The 16,797-nt window shown below is 71.7% G+C and carries 14 protein-coding genes and 1 pseudogene; 9 read left to right on the forward strand and 6 right to left on the reverse strand.

What is annotated here, in order from left to right:
• Positions 1-287: 287 nt before the first annotated feature.
• Positions 288-807: pseudogene (locus tag QFZ74_RS19850) on the forward strand (hypothetical protein).
• Here the strand turns inward: QFZ74_RS19850 and QFZ74_RS19855 are convergent.
• The 4 genes from QFZ74_RS19855 to QFZ74_RS19870 all read right to left on the reverse strand — a co-directional run bounded on the left by QFZ74_RS19855 (position 779) and on the right by QFZ74_RS19870 (position 3,769).
• Positions 779-1,396 (reverse strand): nucleoside triphosphate pyrophosphatase, encoded by a 618-nt coding sequence (locus QFZ74_RS19855; RefSeq protein ID WP_307622142.1) that lies wholly within the window; start codon positions 1,394-1,396, stop codon positions 779-781. The pseudogene QFZ74_RS19850 and the gene QFZ74_RS19855 sit on opposite strands and share 29 nt — an antisense overlap.
• An 83-nt stretch (positions 1,397-1,479) precedes the next feature.
• Positions 1,480-1,608: a morphogenic membrane protein MmpB gene (gene mmpB, locus QFZ74_RS19860; RefSeq protein WP_307622143.1), complete on the reverse strand. Its 129-nt coding sequence runs from the start codon at positions 1,606-1,608 to the stop codon at positions 1,480-1,482.
• Between the two features lie 338 nt (positions 1,609-1,946).
• Positions 1,947-2,156 (reverse strand): acyl-CoA carboxylase epsilon subunit, encoded by a 210-nt coding sequence (locus QFZ74_RS19865; RefSeq protein WP_307622144.1) that lies wholly within the window; start codon positions 2,154-2,156, stop codon positions 1,947-1,949.
• Between the two features lie 17 nt (positions 2,157-2,173).
• Complete coding sequence (locus QFZ74_RS19870) at positions 2,174-3,769, reverse strand: acyl-CoA carboxylase subunit beta (protein ID WP_307622145.1); 1,596 nt, start codon at positions 3,767-3,769, stop codon at positions 2,174-2,176.
• 197 nt (positions 3,770-3,966) lie between these two features.
• On the opposite strand from QFZ74_RS19870, the gene QFZ74_RS19875 reads away from it, so the two are divergent.
• Both QFZ74_RS19875 and QFZ74_RS19880 read left to right on the forward strand, forming a co-directional pair.
• On the forward strand, positions 3,967-4,833 hold the full coding sequence (locus QFZ74_RS19875) for a biotin--[acetyl-CoA-carboxylase] ligase (RefSeq protein WP_307622146.1): 867 nt from the start codon (positions 3,967-3,969) through the stop codon (positions 4,831-4,833).
• A 333-nt stretch (positions 4,834-5,166) separates the two neighbouring features.
• Positions 5,167-6,327: an adenylate/guanylate cyclase domain-containing protein gene (locus QFZ74_RS19880; RefSeq protein WP_307622147.1), complete on the forward strand. Its 1,161-nt coding sequence runs from the start codon at positions 5,167-5,169 to the stop codon at positions 6,325-6,327.
• 45 nt (positions 6,328-6,372) lie between these two features.
• On the opposite strand, the gene QFZ74_RS19885 is transcribed toward QFZ74_RS19880, so the two are convergent.
• Entirely contained in the window at positions 6,373-7,011 is a 639-nt protein-coding gene (locus QFZ74_RS19885; RefSeq protein WP_307622148.1) for a hypothetical protein, read from the reverse strand.
• Between the two features lie 220 nt (positions 7,012-7,231).
• Here QFZ74_RS19885 and QFZ74_RS19890 point away from each other — a divergent pair, with 220 nt between their 5' ends.
• From QFZ74_RS19890 to hutH, 3 genes are all read left to right on the forward strand, one after another.
• Positions 7,232-8,026 (forward strand): enoyl-CoA hydratase/isomerase family protein, encoded by a 795-nt coding sequence (locus QFZ74_RS19890; RefSeq protein WP_307622149.1) that lies wholly within the window; start codon positions 7,232-7,234, stop codon positions 8,024-8,026.
• A 90-nt stretch (positions 8,027-8,116) separates the two neighbouring features.
• Complete coding sequence (locus QFZ74_RS19895; RefSeq protein WP_307622150.1) at positions 8,117-9,262, forward strand: GGDEF domain-containing protein; 1,146 nt, start codon at positions 8,117-8,119, stop codon at positions 9,260-9,262.
• Between the two features lie 72 nt (positions 9,263-9,334).
• Positions 9,335-10,873: a histidine ammonia-lyase gene (hutH, locus tag QFZ74_RS19900; protein ID WP_307624215.1), complete on the forward strand. Its 1,539-nt coding sequence runs from the start codon at positions 9,335-9,337 to the stop codon at positions 10,871-10,873.
• Positions 10,874-10,958: 85 nt separating this feature from the next.
• Here the strand turns inward: hutH and QFZ74_RS19905 are convergent, their stop codons facing one another.
• Positions 10,959-11,333: an LPXTG cell wall anchor domain-containing protein gene (locus QFZ74_RS19905; protein ID WP_307622151.1), complete on the reverse strand. Its 375-nt coding sequence runs from the start codon at positions 11,331-11,333 to the stop codon at positions 10,959-10,961.
• A 109-nt stretch (positions 11,334-11,442) separates the two neighbouring features.
• Here QFZ74_RS19905 and QFZ74_RS19910 point away from each other — a divergent pair, with 109 nt between their 5' ends.
• The 3 genes from QFZ74_RS19910 to QFZ74_RS19920 all read left to right on the forward strand — a co-directional run bounded on the left by QFZ74_RS19910 (position 11,443) and on the right by QFZ74_RS19920 (position 16,794).
• Positions 11,443-11,796, forward strand: coding sequence for a hypothetical protein (locus tag QFZ74_RS19910; RefSeq protein WP_307622152.1), 354 nt, complete (start codon positions 11,443-11,445; stop codon positions 11,794-11,796).
• Between the two features lie 219 nt (positions 11,797-12,015).
• Positions 12,016-13,254, forward strand: a complete 1,239-nt coding sequence (locus QFZ74_RS19915; protein WP_307622153.1) for an Ig-like domain-containing protein — start codon at positions 12,016-12,018, stop codon at positions 13,252-13,254.
• Between the two features lie 285 nt (positions 13,255-13,539).
• On the forward strand, positions 13,540-16,794 hold the full coding sequence (locus QFZ74_RS19920) for a S8 family serine peptidase (RefSeq protein WP_373462487.1): 3,255 nt from the start codon (positions 13,540-13,542) through the stop codon (positions 16,792-16,794).
• The last annotated feature ends 3 nt before the right edge of the window (positions 16,795-16,797 follow it).

Raw genomic sequence — 16,797 nt, forward strand, 5'->3', positions numbered from 1 at the left:
CACGGAGCGTGATGCGCGGCTCACTCGACCCACGAAAGCCCTTGTCGCACCTCGGTACGCAGGACTCCTCCGGAAAACCCTAGCCCTGTCATGTGGCCAAGGTCTCTGTGAGAGCGTGCCGCGCCCCACTTCGTTTCTTTGTGGAGTCCCTACGAATGGCCCAATGATTCCTTGGCGGCGGCCGGACCCTTGCCCCCCGCTTTACCCGTTAGTAGCCTTCGCGGTGCTCGCACGTACTGCAGGTAACAGCAGCCCTTGCCGGGCTGGAGCGAAGGTGGTGGGGACCGGTGGTACGTAGACCGGTGGCAGGGATCCTGGCGGTCGTCCTCTTTGCTGAGGCGTTCGGCGTCGCGGCGCTGAACTGGTTCCTCGGCGTCGTCGTCGGCCGGCAGGACATGTCCCTGGCCGGGCTCGACCCGGACATGATGTCGACGTCGTCGAAGATCGGCGGGCTGGTCTTCGGGTGCTACTTCGCGCTCTGCGGCCTGGTCGCGCTGCTCGTCTGCATACGCGACCGCGCCCCCGCGGGCTTCGGCCGCGTGCTGCTGATCAGCGCCGCCGTGGTGCACGCAGTGCTGGGCGCGCTCGTGTGGGGGCTGGTGGGCTGGGCCGCGTTCCTGTTCATGGTCGTCGTGCTGGCGCTGATCGTGCTGCTCCTGATGACGTACGACGCCCAGAGTGGGGCGGCGGGGCAGGCGTCCGGCACGGGCCCCGGGGACGACGGCCGCCCCGGAGCCGGAGGCCAGGCAGGAGCCGCGGGACACGATCCCCGCTCCGCTCATTCCGCCGGCGTCCACAACTCCGTGATGCCGACGCCCAGTTCGCTCAGCAGCCGCCGGACGAGGGGCAGGCTGATGCCGATCACGTTGCCGTGGTCGCCGTCGATGCCCTCGATGAACGGCGCCGAGCGGCCGTCGAGGGTGAACGCCCCGGCGACGTAGAGGGGTTCGCCCGAGGCGACGTACGCCGCGATCTCCTCGTCGGTGGGCTCGCCGAAGCGGACCACGGTGGAGGCGGTCGCGGCGACGTACCGCTTCTGCTCCGTGTCCCAGATGCAGTGCCCCGTCTGGAGCGTCCCCGCCCGCCCGCGCATCGACTTCCAGCGGGCGGTGGCCTCCTCGGCGTCCGCGGGCTTGCCCAGCGCCTGTCCGTCCAGCTCCAGCACCGAGTCGCAGCCGATCACCAGCGCGCCCTGCACCTCCGGCCGGGCCGCCACGACCGAGGCCTTGGCCTCGGCCAGAGCCAGTGCCAGCTCGGCCGGGGTGGGCGCGGTGATCGCGTCCTCGTCCACCCCGCTCACGATCACTTCGGGATCCAGCCCGGCCTGCCGGAGCAGCCCCAGACGGGCGGGGGACTGGGAGGCGAGCACGAGACGCCTGCGCGGCTTTGCAGTCATGCGATCAGGTTAGCCGGGACGCCGCGCTCGCCTCGGCCGGTCCTCATCTCAGCCGGTCCTCATCTCAGGATCTCAGCCGGTCCTCACCTCAGGCCGATCGTGATCATGGTGAGGACCATGGCCAGGGCGACGATGAGGCCGAGCCGCCGGAGCATGTCCTGCGCTGCGCGCAGTTCCTCCGGCGGCTCGTTCTCGGGGTCGGACCACAGCATGTGGTCCAGCGTGCGGGTGCCTCCGGCGGTTTGCCTGAGTACGGGTACTTAAATCGGAGGCCGGGGTTCTAGACTAGGGCCTGTCGTTTGGATCATCCCGGCGTCGCGGGGCCTGGCACGCACATCTGCCGCGTTGTCGTCGGTTGCCAACTCCCCCACGCTCGGCTCCGCTCGCGCGGGGGGACCCCCATCGCGTTGACGCCCTCCTCCGCCTTGCAGCTGCACGCACCAGACCCGCTCGGGTCGGTCGAGAAGTACCGCACCTCACAGCCGGCCTGATCCAAACGACAGACCCTAGTGACGTGCGCGGTTCCTCGCGCCCCTGAGGGGAACTGTCGCTAGCTTGGCCAGTAGGTGCGGGTCCATGTCGCGGGCCCTGGCTGGGGTAGGCGGCGGGTTGCGATGCGGGCGGGGTCGGACCAGGAGTCTCTGGGGCCCGGGGCGCCGGGCGGCAGGGACGCTGCCGCCGCGGCGCGGGCCTGGACCACCGCCAGGGCGGCGGCGAGCTCCTCGGGGGTCGGATTTCCCCGTACGACCTTGATCGTCACAGTGGCTCCCGGGCGGCCTAGAGGGGAATGTTGCCGTGCTTCTTCGGAGGAAGGGATTCCCGCTTCGTGCGCAGCTGACGCAGCCCGCGGACGATGTGGGCGCGGGTGTCCGACGGCATGATCACCGAGTCGACGTAGCCCCGCTCGGCCGCGACGTAGGGATTGAGGAGCGCGTCCTCGTACTCCTGGATCAGCCGGGCGCGCACCGCCTCCAGGTCCTCACCGGCGGCCTCGGCCTCGGAGAGGGTGCGGCGGTGCAGGATGTTGACCGCGCCCTGGGCGCCCATGACGGCGATCTGGGCGGTGGGCCACGCCAGGTTGATGTCGGCGCCGAGGTGCTTGGAGCCCATGACGTCGTAGGCACCGCCGAAGGCCTTGCGCGTGATGACGGTGATCAGCGGGACCGTGGCCTCGGCGTAGGCGAAGATCAGCTTGGCGCCGCGGCGGATGATGCCGTCGTGCTCCTGGTCGACGCCCGGCAGGAAGCCGGGGACGTCGACGAAGGTCAGCACGGGCACGTTGAAGGCGTCGCAGGTGCGCACGAAGCGCGCGGCCTTCTCGCTCGCGGTGATGTCGAGGCAGCCCGCGAACTGCATCGGCTGGTTGGCGACGATGCCGACCGGCTGGCCCTCGACGCGGCCGAAGCCGGTGAGGATGTTCGGCGCGAACAGCGGCTGGGTCTCGAAGAACTCGCCGTCGTCCAGGACGTGTTCGACCACCGCGTGCATGTCGTACGGCTGGTTGGCGCTGTCCGGAACCAGGACGTCCAGTTCGCGGTCGGTGTCGTTGACGGCGAGGTCGGCCTCCTCCGCGAACACCGGGGGCTCGGAGAGGTTGTTGGACGGCAGGTACGACAGCAGCTGCTTGACGTACTCGATGGCGTCCTTCTCGTCCCCGGCCATGTGATGGGCCACGCCGGAGGTGCTGTTGTGCGTGCGCGCGCCGCCGAGTTCCTCGAAGCCGACGTCCTCGCCGGTGACCGTCTTGATGACGTCGGGGCCGGTGATGAACATGTGCGACGTCTGGTCGACCATGATCGTGAAGTCGGTGATGGCCGGGGAGTAGACCGCCCCGCCCGCACACGGCCCCACGACCAGGCTGATCTGCGGAATCACGCCGGAGGCATGGGTGTTGCGGCGGAAGATCTCGCCGTACGCGCCCAGCGAGGCGACGCCCTCCTGGATCCGCGCGCCACCGGAGTCGTTGATGCCGATGACCGGGCAGCCGGTCTTCAGCGCGAAGTCCATGACCTTGACGATCTTCTGGCCGTAGACCTCGCCGAGGGCCCCGCCGAAGACGGTGAAGTCCTGCGAGAAGACGGCGACGGGACGCCCGTCGACGGTGCCGTACCCGGTGACGACGCCGTCTCCGTACGGCCGGTTCTTCTCCAGCCCGAAGTTGGTGGAGCGGTGCCGGGCGAACTCGTCCAGCTCGATGAACGATCCCTCGTCCATCAGCAGCTCGATCCGCTCACGAGCCGTCAACTTGCCCTTGGCGTGCTGCTTTTCCACAGCGCGTGCCGAGCCGGCGTGTGTCGCTTCCTGGATGCGGCGCTGGAGATCAGCCAGCTTGCCCGCGGTCGTGTGAATGTCGATCTCTTCCGGCTCGGACATCGGGATGCGGCTCCCTGCCTGCTCAAAAGGGGGGACGGTTACTCAGCCGTAGAGTAGTGCTGTGCCTACCGATCGGCAGTGCGGCGTTTCCCACACTCCGATCCTCTTCACAGTGGGCGAGGGGGATGCCCAGAAGCAGCGGCGGCCGAGCGCCCGTGAACCTCAGCTTCCAGGGGCTGGAACCTAGGCTGGTTCGCATGACGCCGCGAGATGCCTCAGACGACAACAGCAGCCGATGGTCCGACCTCGACCGCCCGCCCCTCGACGCCGCCGCGCTGCGGCGAGGCCTGGTGCGCGAGGGCGGACTGTGGTCCGAGGTGGAGGTGGTGCGGCGCACCGGCTCCACCAACATCGACCTGGTGGCACGGGCCCGGGAGGGCAAGGCCGCCGAGGGCGCGGTGCTCGTCGCCGAGGAGCAGACCGCGGGCCGCGGGCGGCTCGACCGCCAGTGGACGGCACCGGCCCGCTCCGGCCTCTTCTTCTCCGTACTGCTCCGGCCCGCCGAGGTCCCGGTGGAGCGCTGGGGCTGGCTGCCGCTGCTCACCGGTGTCGCGGTGGCGACCGGCCTGGCGCGCGTCGCCGGCGTCGACACGGCACTCAAATGGCCCAACGACCTGCTGGTGACCGTCGGTGACGAGGAGCGCAAGGCCGGCGGCATCCTGGCCGAGCGCGCCGGGGACGACGCCGTCGTCGTGGGCGTCGGCATCAACGTCACCCTCCGCGCCGACGAACTCCCCGTCCCGCAGGCCGGTTCGCTGGCCCTGGCGGGAGCCGGGAACACCGACCGCGACCCGCTGCTGCGGGCCGTCCTCCGCTCCCTGGAGGAGTGGTACGACCGCTGGCGCGCGGCCGGCGGCGACCCGCTGGCCAGCGGCCTCCAGGAGGCGTACGCCGCGGGCTGCGCCACCCTCGGCCGCACGGTCCGCGCCGAACTCCCCGGCGACCGCTCGCTCACGGGCGAGGCGGTGGCCATCGACGGCGACGGCCGCCTGGTCCTCGCCACGGAGAACGGCGTGCAGCAACCGGTGGGCGCGGGCGACATCGTGCACCTGAGGCCGGCGTGAGCCGTGGCCGTGCGGCCGGCAGCGGCGGTCACGGTCCCAGGGGGCTCCGCCCCCGGGACCCGGCCTAGGCCCACCCGCCACCGACTCGGTGGGTTCGAATCGCGCGGTGGGCCTGAAACGCTCACTTCTTGGCCGACCGTAAACGGGTGGTGGGTGGGCATGGCCCGGAGGTCTGGGGGCGGAGCCCCAGGTCGGCCACACCGACGCTGGGTGACATGACGACGCTGGACACCCCACCCATCCGCCAAACCCGACGGAGTGAGCTGGCGCACACCTGCCGTAGAGTTGAGGCCGGTCGATACGTGACCGCGGCAGATCGGAAGGGCAGCAGGCGTGACCGTCGACGACACGGGCTCCGGCGCGGACGCGGACGGCCGGGTGGACCCTCCCCTGCCCTCGGCTTCGGCCGAGGGGGAGGACGCTCCCGCCGCCGAGTCCGGCGACGACCCGCTCGCCCTGCGGCTCGAAAGCCTCATCCTGGGCGCCGAGCGCCGCTACACCCCCTTCCAGGCGGCCCGCAGCGCCGGCGTCTCCATGGAACTCGCCTCCCGCTTCTGGCGTGCCATGGGCTTCGCCGACATCGGGCAGGCCAAGGCCCTCACCGAGGCCGACGTCCTCGCGCTGCGCCGCCTCGCCGGCCTGGTCGAGGCGGGCCTGCTCAGCGAGGCCATGGCCGTGCAGGTGGCCCGGTCCACCGGGCAGACCACCGCCCGTCTGGCCGAGTGGCAGATCGACTCCTTCCTGGAGGGGCTGACCGAGCCGCCCGAGCCGGGCATGACGCGCACCGAGGTGACGTACCCCCTGGTCGAGCTGCTCCTGCCCGAGCTGGAGGAGTTCCTCGTCTACGTCTGGCGCCGGCAGCTCGCCGCCGCGACCGGCCGCGTCGTCCAGGCCGTCGACGACGAGGAGATGGTCGACCGGCGGCTCGCGGTCGGCTTCGCCGATCTCGTCGGGTTCACGCGGCTGACCCGCCGGATGGAGGAGGAGGAGCTCGGCGAACTCGTCGAGGCCTTCGAGACCACCGCCGCCGACCTGGTGGCCGCGCGCGGCGGACGCCTCATCAAGACCCTCGGCGACGAGGTGCTCTACGCCGCCGACGACGTGGGCGTCGCCGCCGAGGTCGCCCTCCGCCTCATCGAGACCATGGCGAACGACGAGACCATGCCGGAACTGCGCGTGGGCATGGCCTTCGGCACGGTCACCACCCGGATGGGCGACGTCTTCGGTACGACCGTGAACCTCGCCTCCCGGCTGACGTCGATAGCGCCCCGCGACGCCGTCCTCGTGGACAGCGCCTTCGCCCAGGAGCTCATCCGCACCGGTGAGGCACCCGCTTCGGAGGCGGAGGCGGCCGAGGCCGTCGCCGCCGCGGAGAAGGAGGGCGAGGACCCGCCGACGTACCGCTTCGCGCTGCGCCCGATGTGGCAGCGGTCGGTCCGCGGGCTCGGCGTGGTGGAGCCCTGGCTGCTCACCCGCCGCAACGGGGAGTCCTGACCCGGCTCGGACCGGATCCGGCGGGACCGCCCCCGGCGTTCTGCCTCAACGTTCCTGCACGGCGGGCAGCCGCAGCGGGCCGACGCACAGCCCGATGACGGGTACGCACACCGTTCCGGGCGAGGCCGGCCTCGGCGCGGGCGCGGGCGTGCTGTGACTCGGAGCGGTAGCCGGAGGCGGAGTCGACGGGCGAGCGGACGAGGTGGCCGAGGGCCGGGGTGCCGCACCGGTCGTCGCCGGGGCGCCGGGCGTCCGTACGACGGCCGTCGGGATGGTGGTCGGAACCCTCTCCGCGCCGCCGGGAAGGAAAGCGGGCAGCGAGGTGGCCGTGGCCGCCGGGGCGGTGGTGCCGGTGGTGGTCGGCACGGGTGCGCTCGCCCCGCCCATGACGGACGTGGCCGAGGGCCGGGCCGCGCCGACGGTGGCCGCCGCGTTCGCCGGCAGCTCGGTGACGCCGCCCCGTTCGTTCAGCCGGGGCTCGGCCTCCGCGGGACCCGGGCCACCGACACCGGACTCGGGGGCCGAGCGGACGAGGCTCAGCGCGCCCGCGGCGAGCGCGAGCCCTCCGGCGGCCAGCAGCGCCCGGCGGGGCCGGGGCCGGCGATGCCGTCCGCGGCGGGCGCCGGGCGCCGCCACGACATCGGCGCGTCCGCTCGCGGCACGGCCCTCGGATATGTGCTTCACGACGATCCCTCCCCTCGCGTGCCCCCGACGGGGCCCTGGCGGGCGCGGCGGACGGCACGGCGAGGGCACGCTATGCGCTCCCGTGGGCGGTGGGCGGGGAGTTGTCCCGGATGTCACTCGAACGGGGACACCCCGGCCGCCTCTTTTCCCGGCCGCTGCCGGCTGCGATGATCGGAGCCGAAGAAGTTAACCCGCGTTAACGCGTCGACCGGAGGATGTCATGAGCGAGGAGCGGTTCGGGGAGTTCGTGCTGGTGCGGCGGCACGGACATGTCGCGGAGCTCGTGCTGGACCGGCCCAAGGCCATGAACGCCGTGTCGACGGAGATGGCCCGCTCCATCGCCGCCGCGTGCGACGCGCTCGCCGCCGACCGGGACGCGCGCGTGGTCGTCGTGACGTCGACGCACGAGCGGGCGTTCTGCGTCGGCGCCGACCTCAAGGAGCGGAACTCCTTCACGGACGCGGAGCTGGTCCGGCAGCGGCCGGTCGCGCGGGGCGCCTACACCGGGGTGCTGGAGCTGCCCATGCCGACGATCGCCGCCGTGCACGGCTTCGCGCTGGGCGGCGGCTTCGAACTGGCGCTGGCCTGCGACCTGATCGTGGCCGACCGGACGGCCGTGGTGGGCCTGCCCGAGGTGTCCGTCGGCGTCATTCCGGGCGGCGGCGGTACGCAGTTGCTGCCGCGCCGGGTCGGGGCGGCGCGGGCGGCCGAGCTGATCTTCTCGGCGCGGCGGCTGGAGGCGGCCGAGGCGCGGGAGCTGGGGCTGGTGGACGAGCTGGTGGAGGAGGGGCGCGACCGCGAGGAGGCGCTGGCCCTGGCCGCCCGGATCGCCGGCAACTCCCCGGTCGGACTTCGGGCGGCGAAGCGGGCGCTGCGGCTCGGGCACGGGCTCGACCTGCGGGCCGGGCTTGAGGTCGAAGATGCTGCCTGGCGGTCGGTGGCGTTCTCCGGGGACCGGGCGGAGGGTGTGGCGGCGTTCAACGAGAAGCGGAAGCCCGAGTGGCCCGGGGAGTGAGCCGCGGGGGCGCGTGATCGGCCGGCCCGAGGGGCACCTGATCGCCGCACCGATGTCCCGAATCGCCCGGAATCTACCTAACCTGGAGTAATGGGTGAGGACGAGCGGCTCGCGGCTGTGGTTGCGCTGGCGCGGGGGATGGCGGCGGCGCACGACCCGCGTGCGTCGTGGCGCGCCGCGGCGGTCGGCGCGTGCCGGGCGCTGGACGGGACCTTCGCCGCGCTGTCGGTGTGGGAGCGGGGCCTCGGGCGGCTGCGCGTCCTCGTGAACGTGGGGGAGCGGGCCGAGGACGAGGAGGAGTTCCCGGACGCCGAGACCTACCCCGTCCACCGGTTCCCCGAGATCACCGAGTTCCTGCACGAGCGGTGGGTGGGCGGCGGCGGCCCCAACGCCTGGGTCGAGACCGCCGCCGGTGCCGCCGCGGGCCGCCCCGGCTACTCGCATCAGCGCGTCGACGCCCTGCGCCGGCGCGGGCGCGGCTGCTGCGTGGTCGCGCCGGTCGTGCTGCACGGCCTCGCCTGGGGCGAGTTGTACGTCGCGCGTGCGGCCGGGGCGCCCGTCTTCGGCCCGGCCGACGCCGACTTCGCGACCGTCCTCGCCGCGGTCGTCGCGGCCGGGATCGCGCAGACCGAACGGCTGGAGGAGGTCGAGCGGTTGGCATACACCGACGCGCTCACCGGGCTCGCCAACCGCCGCGCCGTCGACACGCGCCTCGACGAGGCCATCGAGCGGCACCGGACCGAGGGCGTGGTGGTCAGCCTCGTCGTCTGCGACCTCAACGGGCTCAAGCGGGTCAACGACACCCGGGGGCATGCCGTCGGCGACCGGCTCCTCGAACGCTTCGGCTCCGTGCTGTCGCTGTGCGGGGCGATGCTGCCGGGCGCGTTCGCGGCCCGCCTCGGCGGCGACGAGTTCTGTCTGCTCGTGGTGGGCGCCGCGGCCGACGACGTGGTCAAGGCGGCGGACGAACTGTGCCGCCGCGCCACCGACTTGGAGCTCGGCGAGGGGGTCGCGTGCGGTGTCGCCTCGACCGAGGACCTGGTCGGCCCGGTCCGCTCGGCCCGGCGGCTGTTCCGGCTCGCTGACGCCGCGCAGTACCAGGCCAAGGCCGTCCGCGCGGACCGGCCGGTGATCGCCGGCCGCGAGGGTCCGGACGATCCGGTCGTCCGGCTCGCGGACGCACCCGCGCCCGAGGCCCCGGCGGAGCGCCGCAGGTTCCGGGGACGGCGCCCCTGACGGGTAAGGGTCAGACCCGCCTCCCACTAGTGACATCGCGACATTCAGTGCGTACGCTCCCTGAATATGAATATGCACACTGTGGTGGTGGGGACGTCCGGGGTCACCGCGTCCGACGTTCTCGCCGTGGCCCGCGGCGGCGCGCGGGTCGAGCTGTCGGAGGAGGCGGTGGCGGCCCTCGCGGCGGCCCGGGAGATCGTGGACGCGCTCGCGGCCAAGCCGGATCCGGTCTACGGCGTCAGCACGGGCTTCGGCGCCCTGGCGACCCGGCACATCAGCCCGGAACTGCGTGCCCAGCTCCAGCGCAACATCGTCCGCTCGCACGCTGCCGGCATGGGCCCGCGGGTCGAGCGGGAGGTCGTACGGGCCCTGATGTTCCTGCGCCTGAAGACCGTCTGCTCGGGGCACACCGGCGTACGGCCCGAGGTTGCGCAGACCATGGCCGACCTGCTCAACGCCCAGATCACCCCGGTCGTGCACGAGTACGGCTCCCTCGGCTGCTCCGGCGACCTGGCCCCGCTGTCCCACTGCGCGCTGGCGCTGATGGGGGAGGGCGACGCCGAGGGCCCCGACGGGACCGTGCGCCCCGCCGGTGAACTCCTCGCCGAGCACGGCATCGCGCCGGTGGAGCTGCGCGAGAAGGAGGGCCTCGCCCTCCTCAACGGCACCGACGGCATGCTCGGCATGCTGGTCATGGCCCTCGCCGACCTGGAGAGGCTGTACAAGTCCGCCGACATCACCGCGGCCCTCAGCCTGGAGGGACTGCTCGGCACGGACAAGGTGCTCGCCCCCGAGCTGCACGCCATCCGGCCGCACCCCGGACAGGCCGCCGCGGCCGCCAACATGCTGGCCGTGCTGAAGGGTTCGGGCCTCACCGGGCACCACCAGGACGACGCGCCCCGCGTCCAGGACGCCTATTCCGTACGGTGCGCCCCGCAGGTCGCCGGCGCCGGCCGGGACACGCTCGCCCACGCCCGCCTGGTCGCGGAGCGGGAACTGGCCGCCGCCGTCGACAACCCCGTGGTGCTGCCCGACGGACGTGTGGAGTCCAACGGCAACTTCCACGGCGCCCCGGTCGCCTACGTGCTCGACTTCCTCGCGATCGCGGCCGCCGACCTCGGCTCCATCGCCGAGCGGCGCACCGACCGCCTCCTCGACAAGAACCGCAGCCACGGCCTGCCGCCGTTCCTCGCGGACGACGCAGGGGTCGACTCCGGGCTCATGATCGCCCAGTACACGCAGGCCGCCCTGGTCAGCGAGATGAAGCGGCTGGCCGTACCGGCGTCCGCGGACTCCATCCCGTCCTCCGCCATGCAGGAGGACCACGTCTCGATGGGCTGGTCGGCCGCGCGCAAGCTGCGCACCGCCGTCGACAACCTCACCCGGATCATCGCCGTCGAGCTGTACGCCGCCACCCGCGCCGTCGAGCTGCGCGAGGGCCTCACCCCGGCGCCCGCCACGCGGGCCGTCATCGAGGCCGCACGGGCCGCGGGCGTCCAGGGCCCGGGCCCCGACCGCTTCCTGGCCCCCGACCTGGCGGCCGCCGACGCCTTCGTGCGCGACGGGCGGCTGGTCGCGGCGGCGGAGACGGTGACCGGCCCGCTGCGCTGAATGGACTCGGGGCCCCGCGCGCGGTGCGGGGCCCGGGTCTCACGAACGTGCCGCCCGACTCAAGTCACGTACGAGCCGGGGCCGTTCAGAACTCGAGGCGCTCCCGGCGCACCGAGTAGACGACGAACCCCGCGCCCACGCCGAGGAGGAGTACTCCGATGGCGACGTACGGGGTGGTGTCGAAGCTTCCGGTGTCGGCGAGCCGGGTGCCGTCCGTTGCGGACTCGGCGGTGGTCCCGGCGGTCCCTGTGATCCCGGTCACCCCCGCGTCCTGGGCCGACTCTGCGCTGACCTGCGACATCGCTCTGGCCTGCTGGGTCACCTGGGGCGCGGAGGCCGCCGAGGACACCGCCTGTGCCGTGGCGTCCTGGGTCGCGTTGGCGGACGGGACGAACCACAGGGCGGCCAGGAGAGTTCCCGCGGCGGTGGCGGTCAGCAGCGGGCGGCGCGCGGATGACACGGAAGATCGATCCCCTTGTGACGCTGGCGAATTGGCCGTGTGAGGCGATGTTAGTGAAAGTCGCGGGTCACGGGAAAGTCACGGGAGGTTTCAGCCGTACTCTCCGGTCATGAGCACTCCAGAGACAACGCGTTTTGTGCGCCTTCGCGTCGAGCTGGTCCTCGAGGTGGAGGACGAGAAGGCTGTGACCAAGGCCGCACTGAGTCGACTTGCGGAGGAATCCGCCGATCCGGACCTGCCGGAGGAGGAGCGGGCCCAGGTCGAGGCCACTGTGACAGAGGACACAGCCGAGGCGCTGGCCTACCTCGTCGATCCGTTCGACCTGCTCGCCGAGGTGCCGGGCGTCGAACTCCACCAGGCTTCCTGGTCCAGCGAGCACATCGAGTACGACCCCGATTCGCCTGATGGGGACTTCGACGACGATGATGTCGAGGACGACGACGAACAGGGCGGCATCGGCTGAGCGTTCCGGGGAATCCGTGACCCCTGGCGGCAACCGCCGCCCGGGGTTTCGTCGTCTCAGGGGGCGCACGGATCGACCACTCATCACCCGTCGGCAGACGTGGCGTGTCCCACATCTCCGAGGAATGCGGAACGGGATGAACCGGTCTTGGCGTTGAAAGTTCTCAACGGGGATATCTCGTGTCTTTTCGGATTTCCGGCAACGATGGAGAAGCGTGTGATGACGAACAGTAAGCGGCGCAAGGGCCTGACGGCCGCGTCCGCACTGCTCGGCGGCGTGCTGGTGCTGACGGCTTGCTCCGGCGCCGACGCCGAGCAGTCGGGCGACAGCTCGCAGGCCCAGGTCGACGAGGCCGCTGCCAAGAAGTCCTCCGAGGCACAGATCACGATCACGCCCAAGGACGGGTCGACCAACGCGTCCATCAACAACTCGGCTTCCGTCACCGTGAGCAAGGGAACGCTCACGAACGTGACGATGGCGACCGCCGACGGCGACTCGGTCTCCGGAACCCTCTCCGCGGACAAGAAGACCTGGAAGCCCGACGCCCAGCTGGAGCGGTCCACGACCTACAAGGTCGCGGCGGCCGCCAAGGACTCCGAGGGCCGTGTCGCGCACGAGAACGCCTCGTTCACCACGGTCTCCCCGGCGAACAGCTTCATAGGCAGCTTCACGCCGGACGACGGTTCCACCGTGGGTGTGGGCATGCCCGTGTCGATCAACTTCGACAAGGCGATCACCAACAAGGCCGCGGTCCAGAAGGGCATCACGGTCAGCACCAGCAGCGGCCAGGAGGTCGCCTGCCACTGGTTCAACGCCAACCGCATGGACTGCCGCCCGGAGAAGTACTGGCAGGAGAACTCCACCGTCACGCTGAAGCTGGCGCTCGACGGCGTCGAGGGTGCCCCCGGCGTCCAGGGCGTGCAGCAGAAGACGGTGACGTTCCACATCGCGCGCAACCAGGTCAGCTACGTCGACGCCAAGACGAAGCAGATGAAGGTCACGCACAACGGCAACGTCATCAAGACCATCCCGATCTCCGCCGGTTCGCCCGAGAACAAGACGTACCAGGGCCAGATGGTGATGGCCGAGAAGTTCAAGGAGACGCGCATGAACGGCGCGACCGTGGGCTTCACCGACGACGACGGCAAGGGCGAGTACGACATCAAGGACGTGCCGCACGCCATCCGCCTCACCAGCTCCGGCACGTTCATCCACGGCAACTACTGGGGCGGCCCGGGTGTCTTCGGCCACGTGAACACCAGCCACGGCTGTGTGGGCCTGCAGGACAAGAAGGGCGCGAAGGACCCGAACACGCCGGCCGCGTGGTTCTTCGACCACTCGATGGTCGGTGACGTCGTGGTCGTCACCAACACGGGCGACAAGACCGTCTCGCCCGACAACGGCTTCAACGGCTGGAACATGGACTGGGCGCAGTGGAAGGCCGGTTCGGCCGTCTGACCCCACTCCCGCTCAGCGCATCGGTGCCGCCTCTTCGGGGGCGGCACCGCTGTTTCCGGTCGAGTGCGTCCCATCCTTGGTCGATCCCTTGAGCGCCGCCATCACTCCCTGCATACTGCGTACTCCGGGGGGTGATCGACGCACGCGTGTACGAGACTTCCCCCGGCCGGGCGAACGGGGAATTCGCCCGGTCTCTCATCTCCAGGGGGAGTCTTGCGCAGACAACTGAAGAGATCGGCCGCGACAGCCGTCGCCACCGCCGCAGCCGTGGCCCTCGCCGCCGGCATGACCAGCCCGGCGTCGGCGAAGCCCGAGCCGGGTGCCCGTTCCGCGGCCGCGTCGTTCGCCGCCCCGCACCACGTCACCCTGATCACCGGCGACCGGGTCGCCGTCGACGCCAAGGGGAGGGTGACCGGCCTGAAGCGGGCCGAGGGGCGTGAGCACATACCCGTCCAGGTCCGCCGGGCCGACGGCCACACCCTCGTCGTCCCCGCCGACGCGGCCCGCCTGGTCGCCTCCGGCAAGATCGACCGGCGGCTGTTCGACGTCACCGAGCTGGCCAAGGCCGCCACCCGCAGGTCCCAGAAGCACGGCCTGAAGGTCATCGTCGGCTACCAGGGCGCAGCCAGGGCCGCCAAGGCCAAAGTCCGCGACTCCGGCACCCTGCGCCGCAGCCTCAAGGCCCTCAACGCCGACGCGGTGCAGACCCCGGCCGGGGAAACCCCCGAACTGTGGAACGCGGTGACCGACCACGGCAAGGCCGCTTCCGGCATCGCGCACATCTGGCTGGACGGCGTCCGCAAGGCCAGCCTCGACAAGTCCGTGCCGCAGATCGGCGCCCCCACGGCGTGGGCGGCCGGCTACACCGGCAAGGGCGTGAAGATCGCCGTCCTGGACACCGGCGTCGACACGAGCCACCCGGACCTCAAGGACCAGGTGGTCGAGTCCCGGAACTTCTCGGGCGCCGACGACGCCGGCGACCACTTCGGTCACGGCACCCACGTCGCCTCCATCGCGGCCGGCACCGGCGCCGGGTCCGGCGGCAGGTTCAAGGGCGTCGCCCCCGACGCGAAGATCCTCAACGGCAAGGTCCTGGACGACTCCGGCTCCGGCGACGACTCCGGGATCCTCGCCGGCATGGAGTGGGCGGCCCAGCAGGGCGCCGATGTCGTCAACCTCAGCCTCGGCGGCTACGACACCCCGGAGACCGACCCGCTCGAGGCCGAGGTGAACAAGCTCTCCGCCGAGAAGGGCATCCTGTTCGCCATCGCCGCGGGCAACGAGGGCCCGCAGTCGATCGGTTCGCCCGGCAGCGCGGACGCCGCCCTCACCGTCGGCGCCGTCGACGGCAAGGACAAGCTGGCCGACTTCTCCTCCACCGGCCCCCGGGGCGGCGACGGCGCCATCAAGCCCGACGTCACCGCGCCCGGCGTGGACATCACCGCCGCCGCGGCCAAGGGCAGCGTCATCGACCAGGAGGTCGGCGAGAATCCGCCCGGCTACCTGACCATCTCGGGTACGTCGATGGCGACCCCGCACGTCGCCGGCGCCGCCGCCCTGCTGAAGCAGGAGCACCCCGGCTGGGGTTACACGGAACTGAAGGGCGCGCTGACCGGCTCCGCCAAGGGCGGCGACTACACGCCGTTCCAGCAGGGTTCGGGCCGTATCCAGGCCGACAAGGCCATCACCCAGTCCGTGGTCGCCGACCCGGTGTCGCTGAGCTTCGGCGTCCAGCAGTGGCCGCACAGCGACGACAAGCCGCTCACCAGGCAACTGACGTACCGCAACCTCGGTGACAGCGACGTCACGCTCGGCCTGACCAGCACCGCCACAGGACCCACGGGCCAGGCCGCCCCGGCGGGCTTCTTCACGCTCGGTGCGAGCAGCGTGACGGTCCCGGCGCACGGCACGGCCTCCGTCGCCCTCACGGTGAACACCAAGCTCGGCGGCACCGCCGACGGCGCCTACTCCGCGTACGTGACCGCGAGGGGCGGCGGGCAGAGCGTCCGCACGGCGGCCGCGGTGCAGCGCGAGGTGGAGTCGTACGACGTCACGCTGAAGTTCATCGGCCGCGACGGCAAGCCGGCCCCGTACTACAACACCGACCTGACCGGCGTCGCGGGCCTGGCGAACGGCACCTGGCTCGAGCCGTACGACCCCTCCGGCACGGTCAAGGTCCGCGCGCCCAGGGGCACGTACATCCTCAACACCTCGGTCTTCGGGGACCCGATGGACGCCGCCAAGGGCATCGACTGGATCGCGCAGCCGAAGCTGAGCCTCACCCGGAACACCACGCTCACCGTGGACGCCCGCAAGGCCAGGCCGGTGGACATCACCGTCCCCGACGCCGGCGCCGTGTCGGAGTTCGCCTCGCCCGGGTACGACATCACGGTGGGCGGCGGGAACAGCTACGGCTTCGGGTGGTTCCTGGACTCGTACCGCAACTTCCGCACCGCGCACCTCGGTCCGCAGATCACCGACGGCTCGCTGTACCAGCAGTGGGACGGCCACTGGAGCAAGGGCCGCACCCAGGAGTTCGACACCACGGCCGGCACCCACGTCAAGCAGCTCGCCACCGGTTACACCAAGCACTACAAGGCCGCCGACCTCGCCACGGTGAAGGTCGCCATGGGCGCGGCGGCGAGCGGCAAGAGGGGCTCGGTCAACGCGGTCGGCTGGCTGCCCGAGGGTTCCGGTGCCTCCTCCATCGGCATCAGCCAGTCCCTTCCCGGCACCCGCACGCTGCACCTGTCCGCGCAGGGCGGGGTGCGCTGGGCGCTCGAATTCGAGCAGGACGGCGGGACCGACGAGGACGGCTTCCCGATCGCCGACGCCGCCTACACGCTGGGTGCGCCGCAGTCCTTCGCGGCGGGCAAGAGTTATTCGAAGACGTTCAACACGGCCGTCTTCGGCCCGCACCTCAACTCCGTCTTCGGTCTGTACCGCGAGGGCAACGACCTCTACGGCTCGCTGCCGCTGTTCGCCGACGCCCACAAGCACGCCGGCTGGTCAGAGTTCACCTCGGCCACCACGACCCTGTACCGCAACGGAACCAAGGTGGGCTCCACCGACGACCCGCTGTTCGGCGTCAAGCCCTTCAAGGTGCCCTCCGGTGACGCCGAGTACAAGCTGACCACCTCGGTGAAGCGCAGCGCCGCGGTCGCCGCGGCGTCCACCCGGATCGACGCGAGCTGGACCTTCCGCTCGAAGGCCGCCTCCGGCTCCGCGCCGGTCAGACTCCCGGCGTCCACCGCCCGCTTCAACGCCCGCACGGGCCTGGACGGCCGGGTCCCGGCCGGCCGCATGACCACCTTCCCGGTCACCGTCGAGGGCGCCGCCGCGGGCGGCAACCTGGGCTCGCTGGGCGTGTGGGTGTCGTACGACTACGGGCAGACCTGGAGGAAGGCCGAGGTTCGTAACGGCCGGATCACCGTCCGGAACCCCGGTCGCGGCAAGGCCATCTCTTTCCACGCGAAGATCGCCGACAAGAAGGGCAACAAGTCGACGATCTCGATCTACAACGCGTACTACGGCAAGTAAGGC

This window comes from Streptomyces sp. V3I7, from assembly GCF_030817495.1.
In the GTDB taxonomy this organism is placed as follows: domain Bacteria; phylum Actinomycetota; class Actinomycetes; order Streptomycetales; family Streptomycetaceae; genus Streptomyces.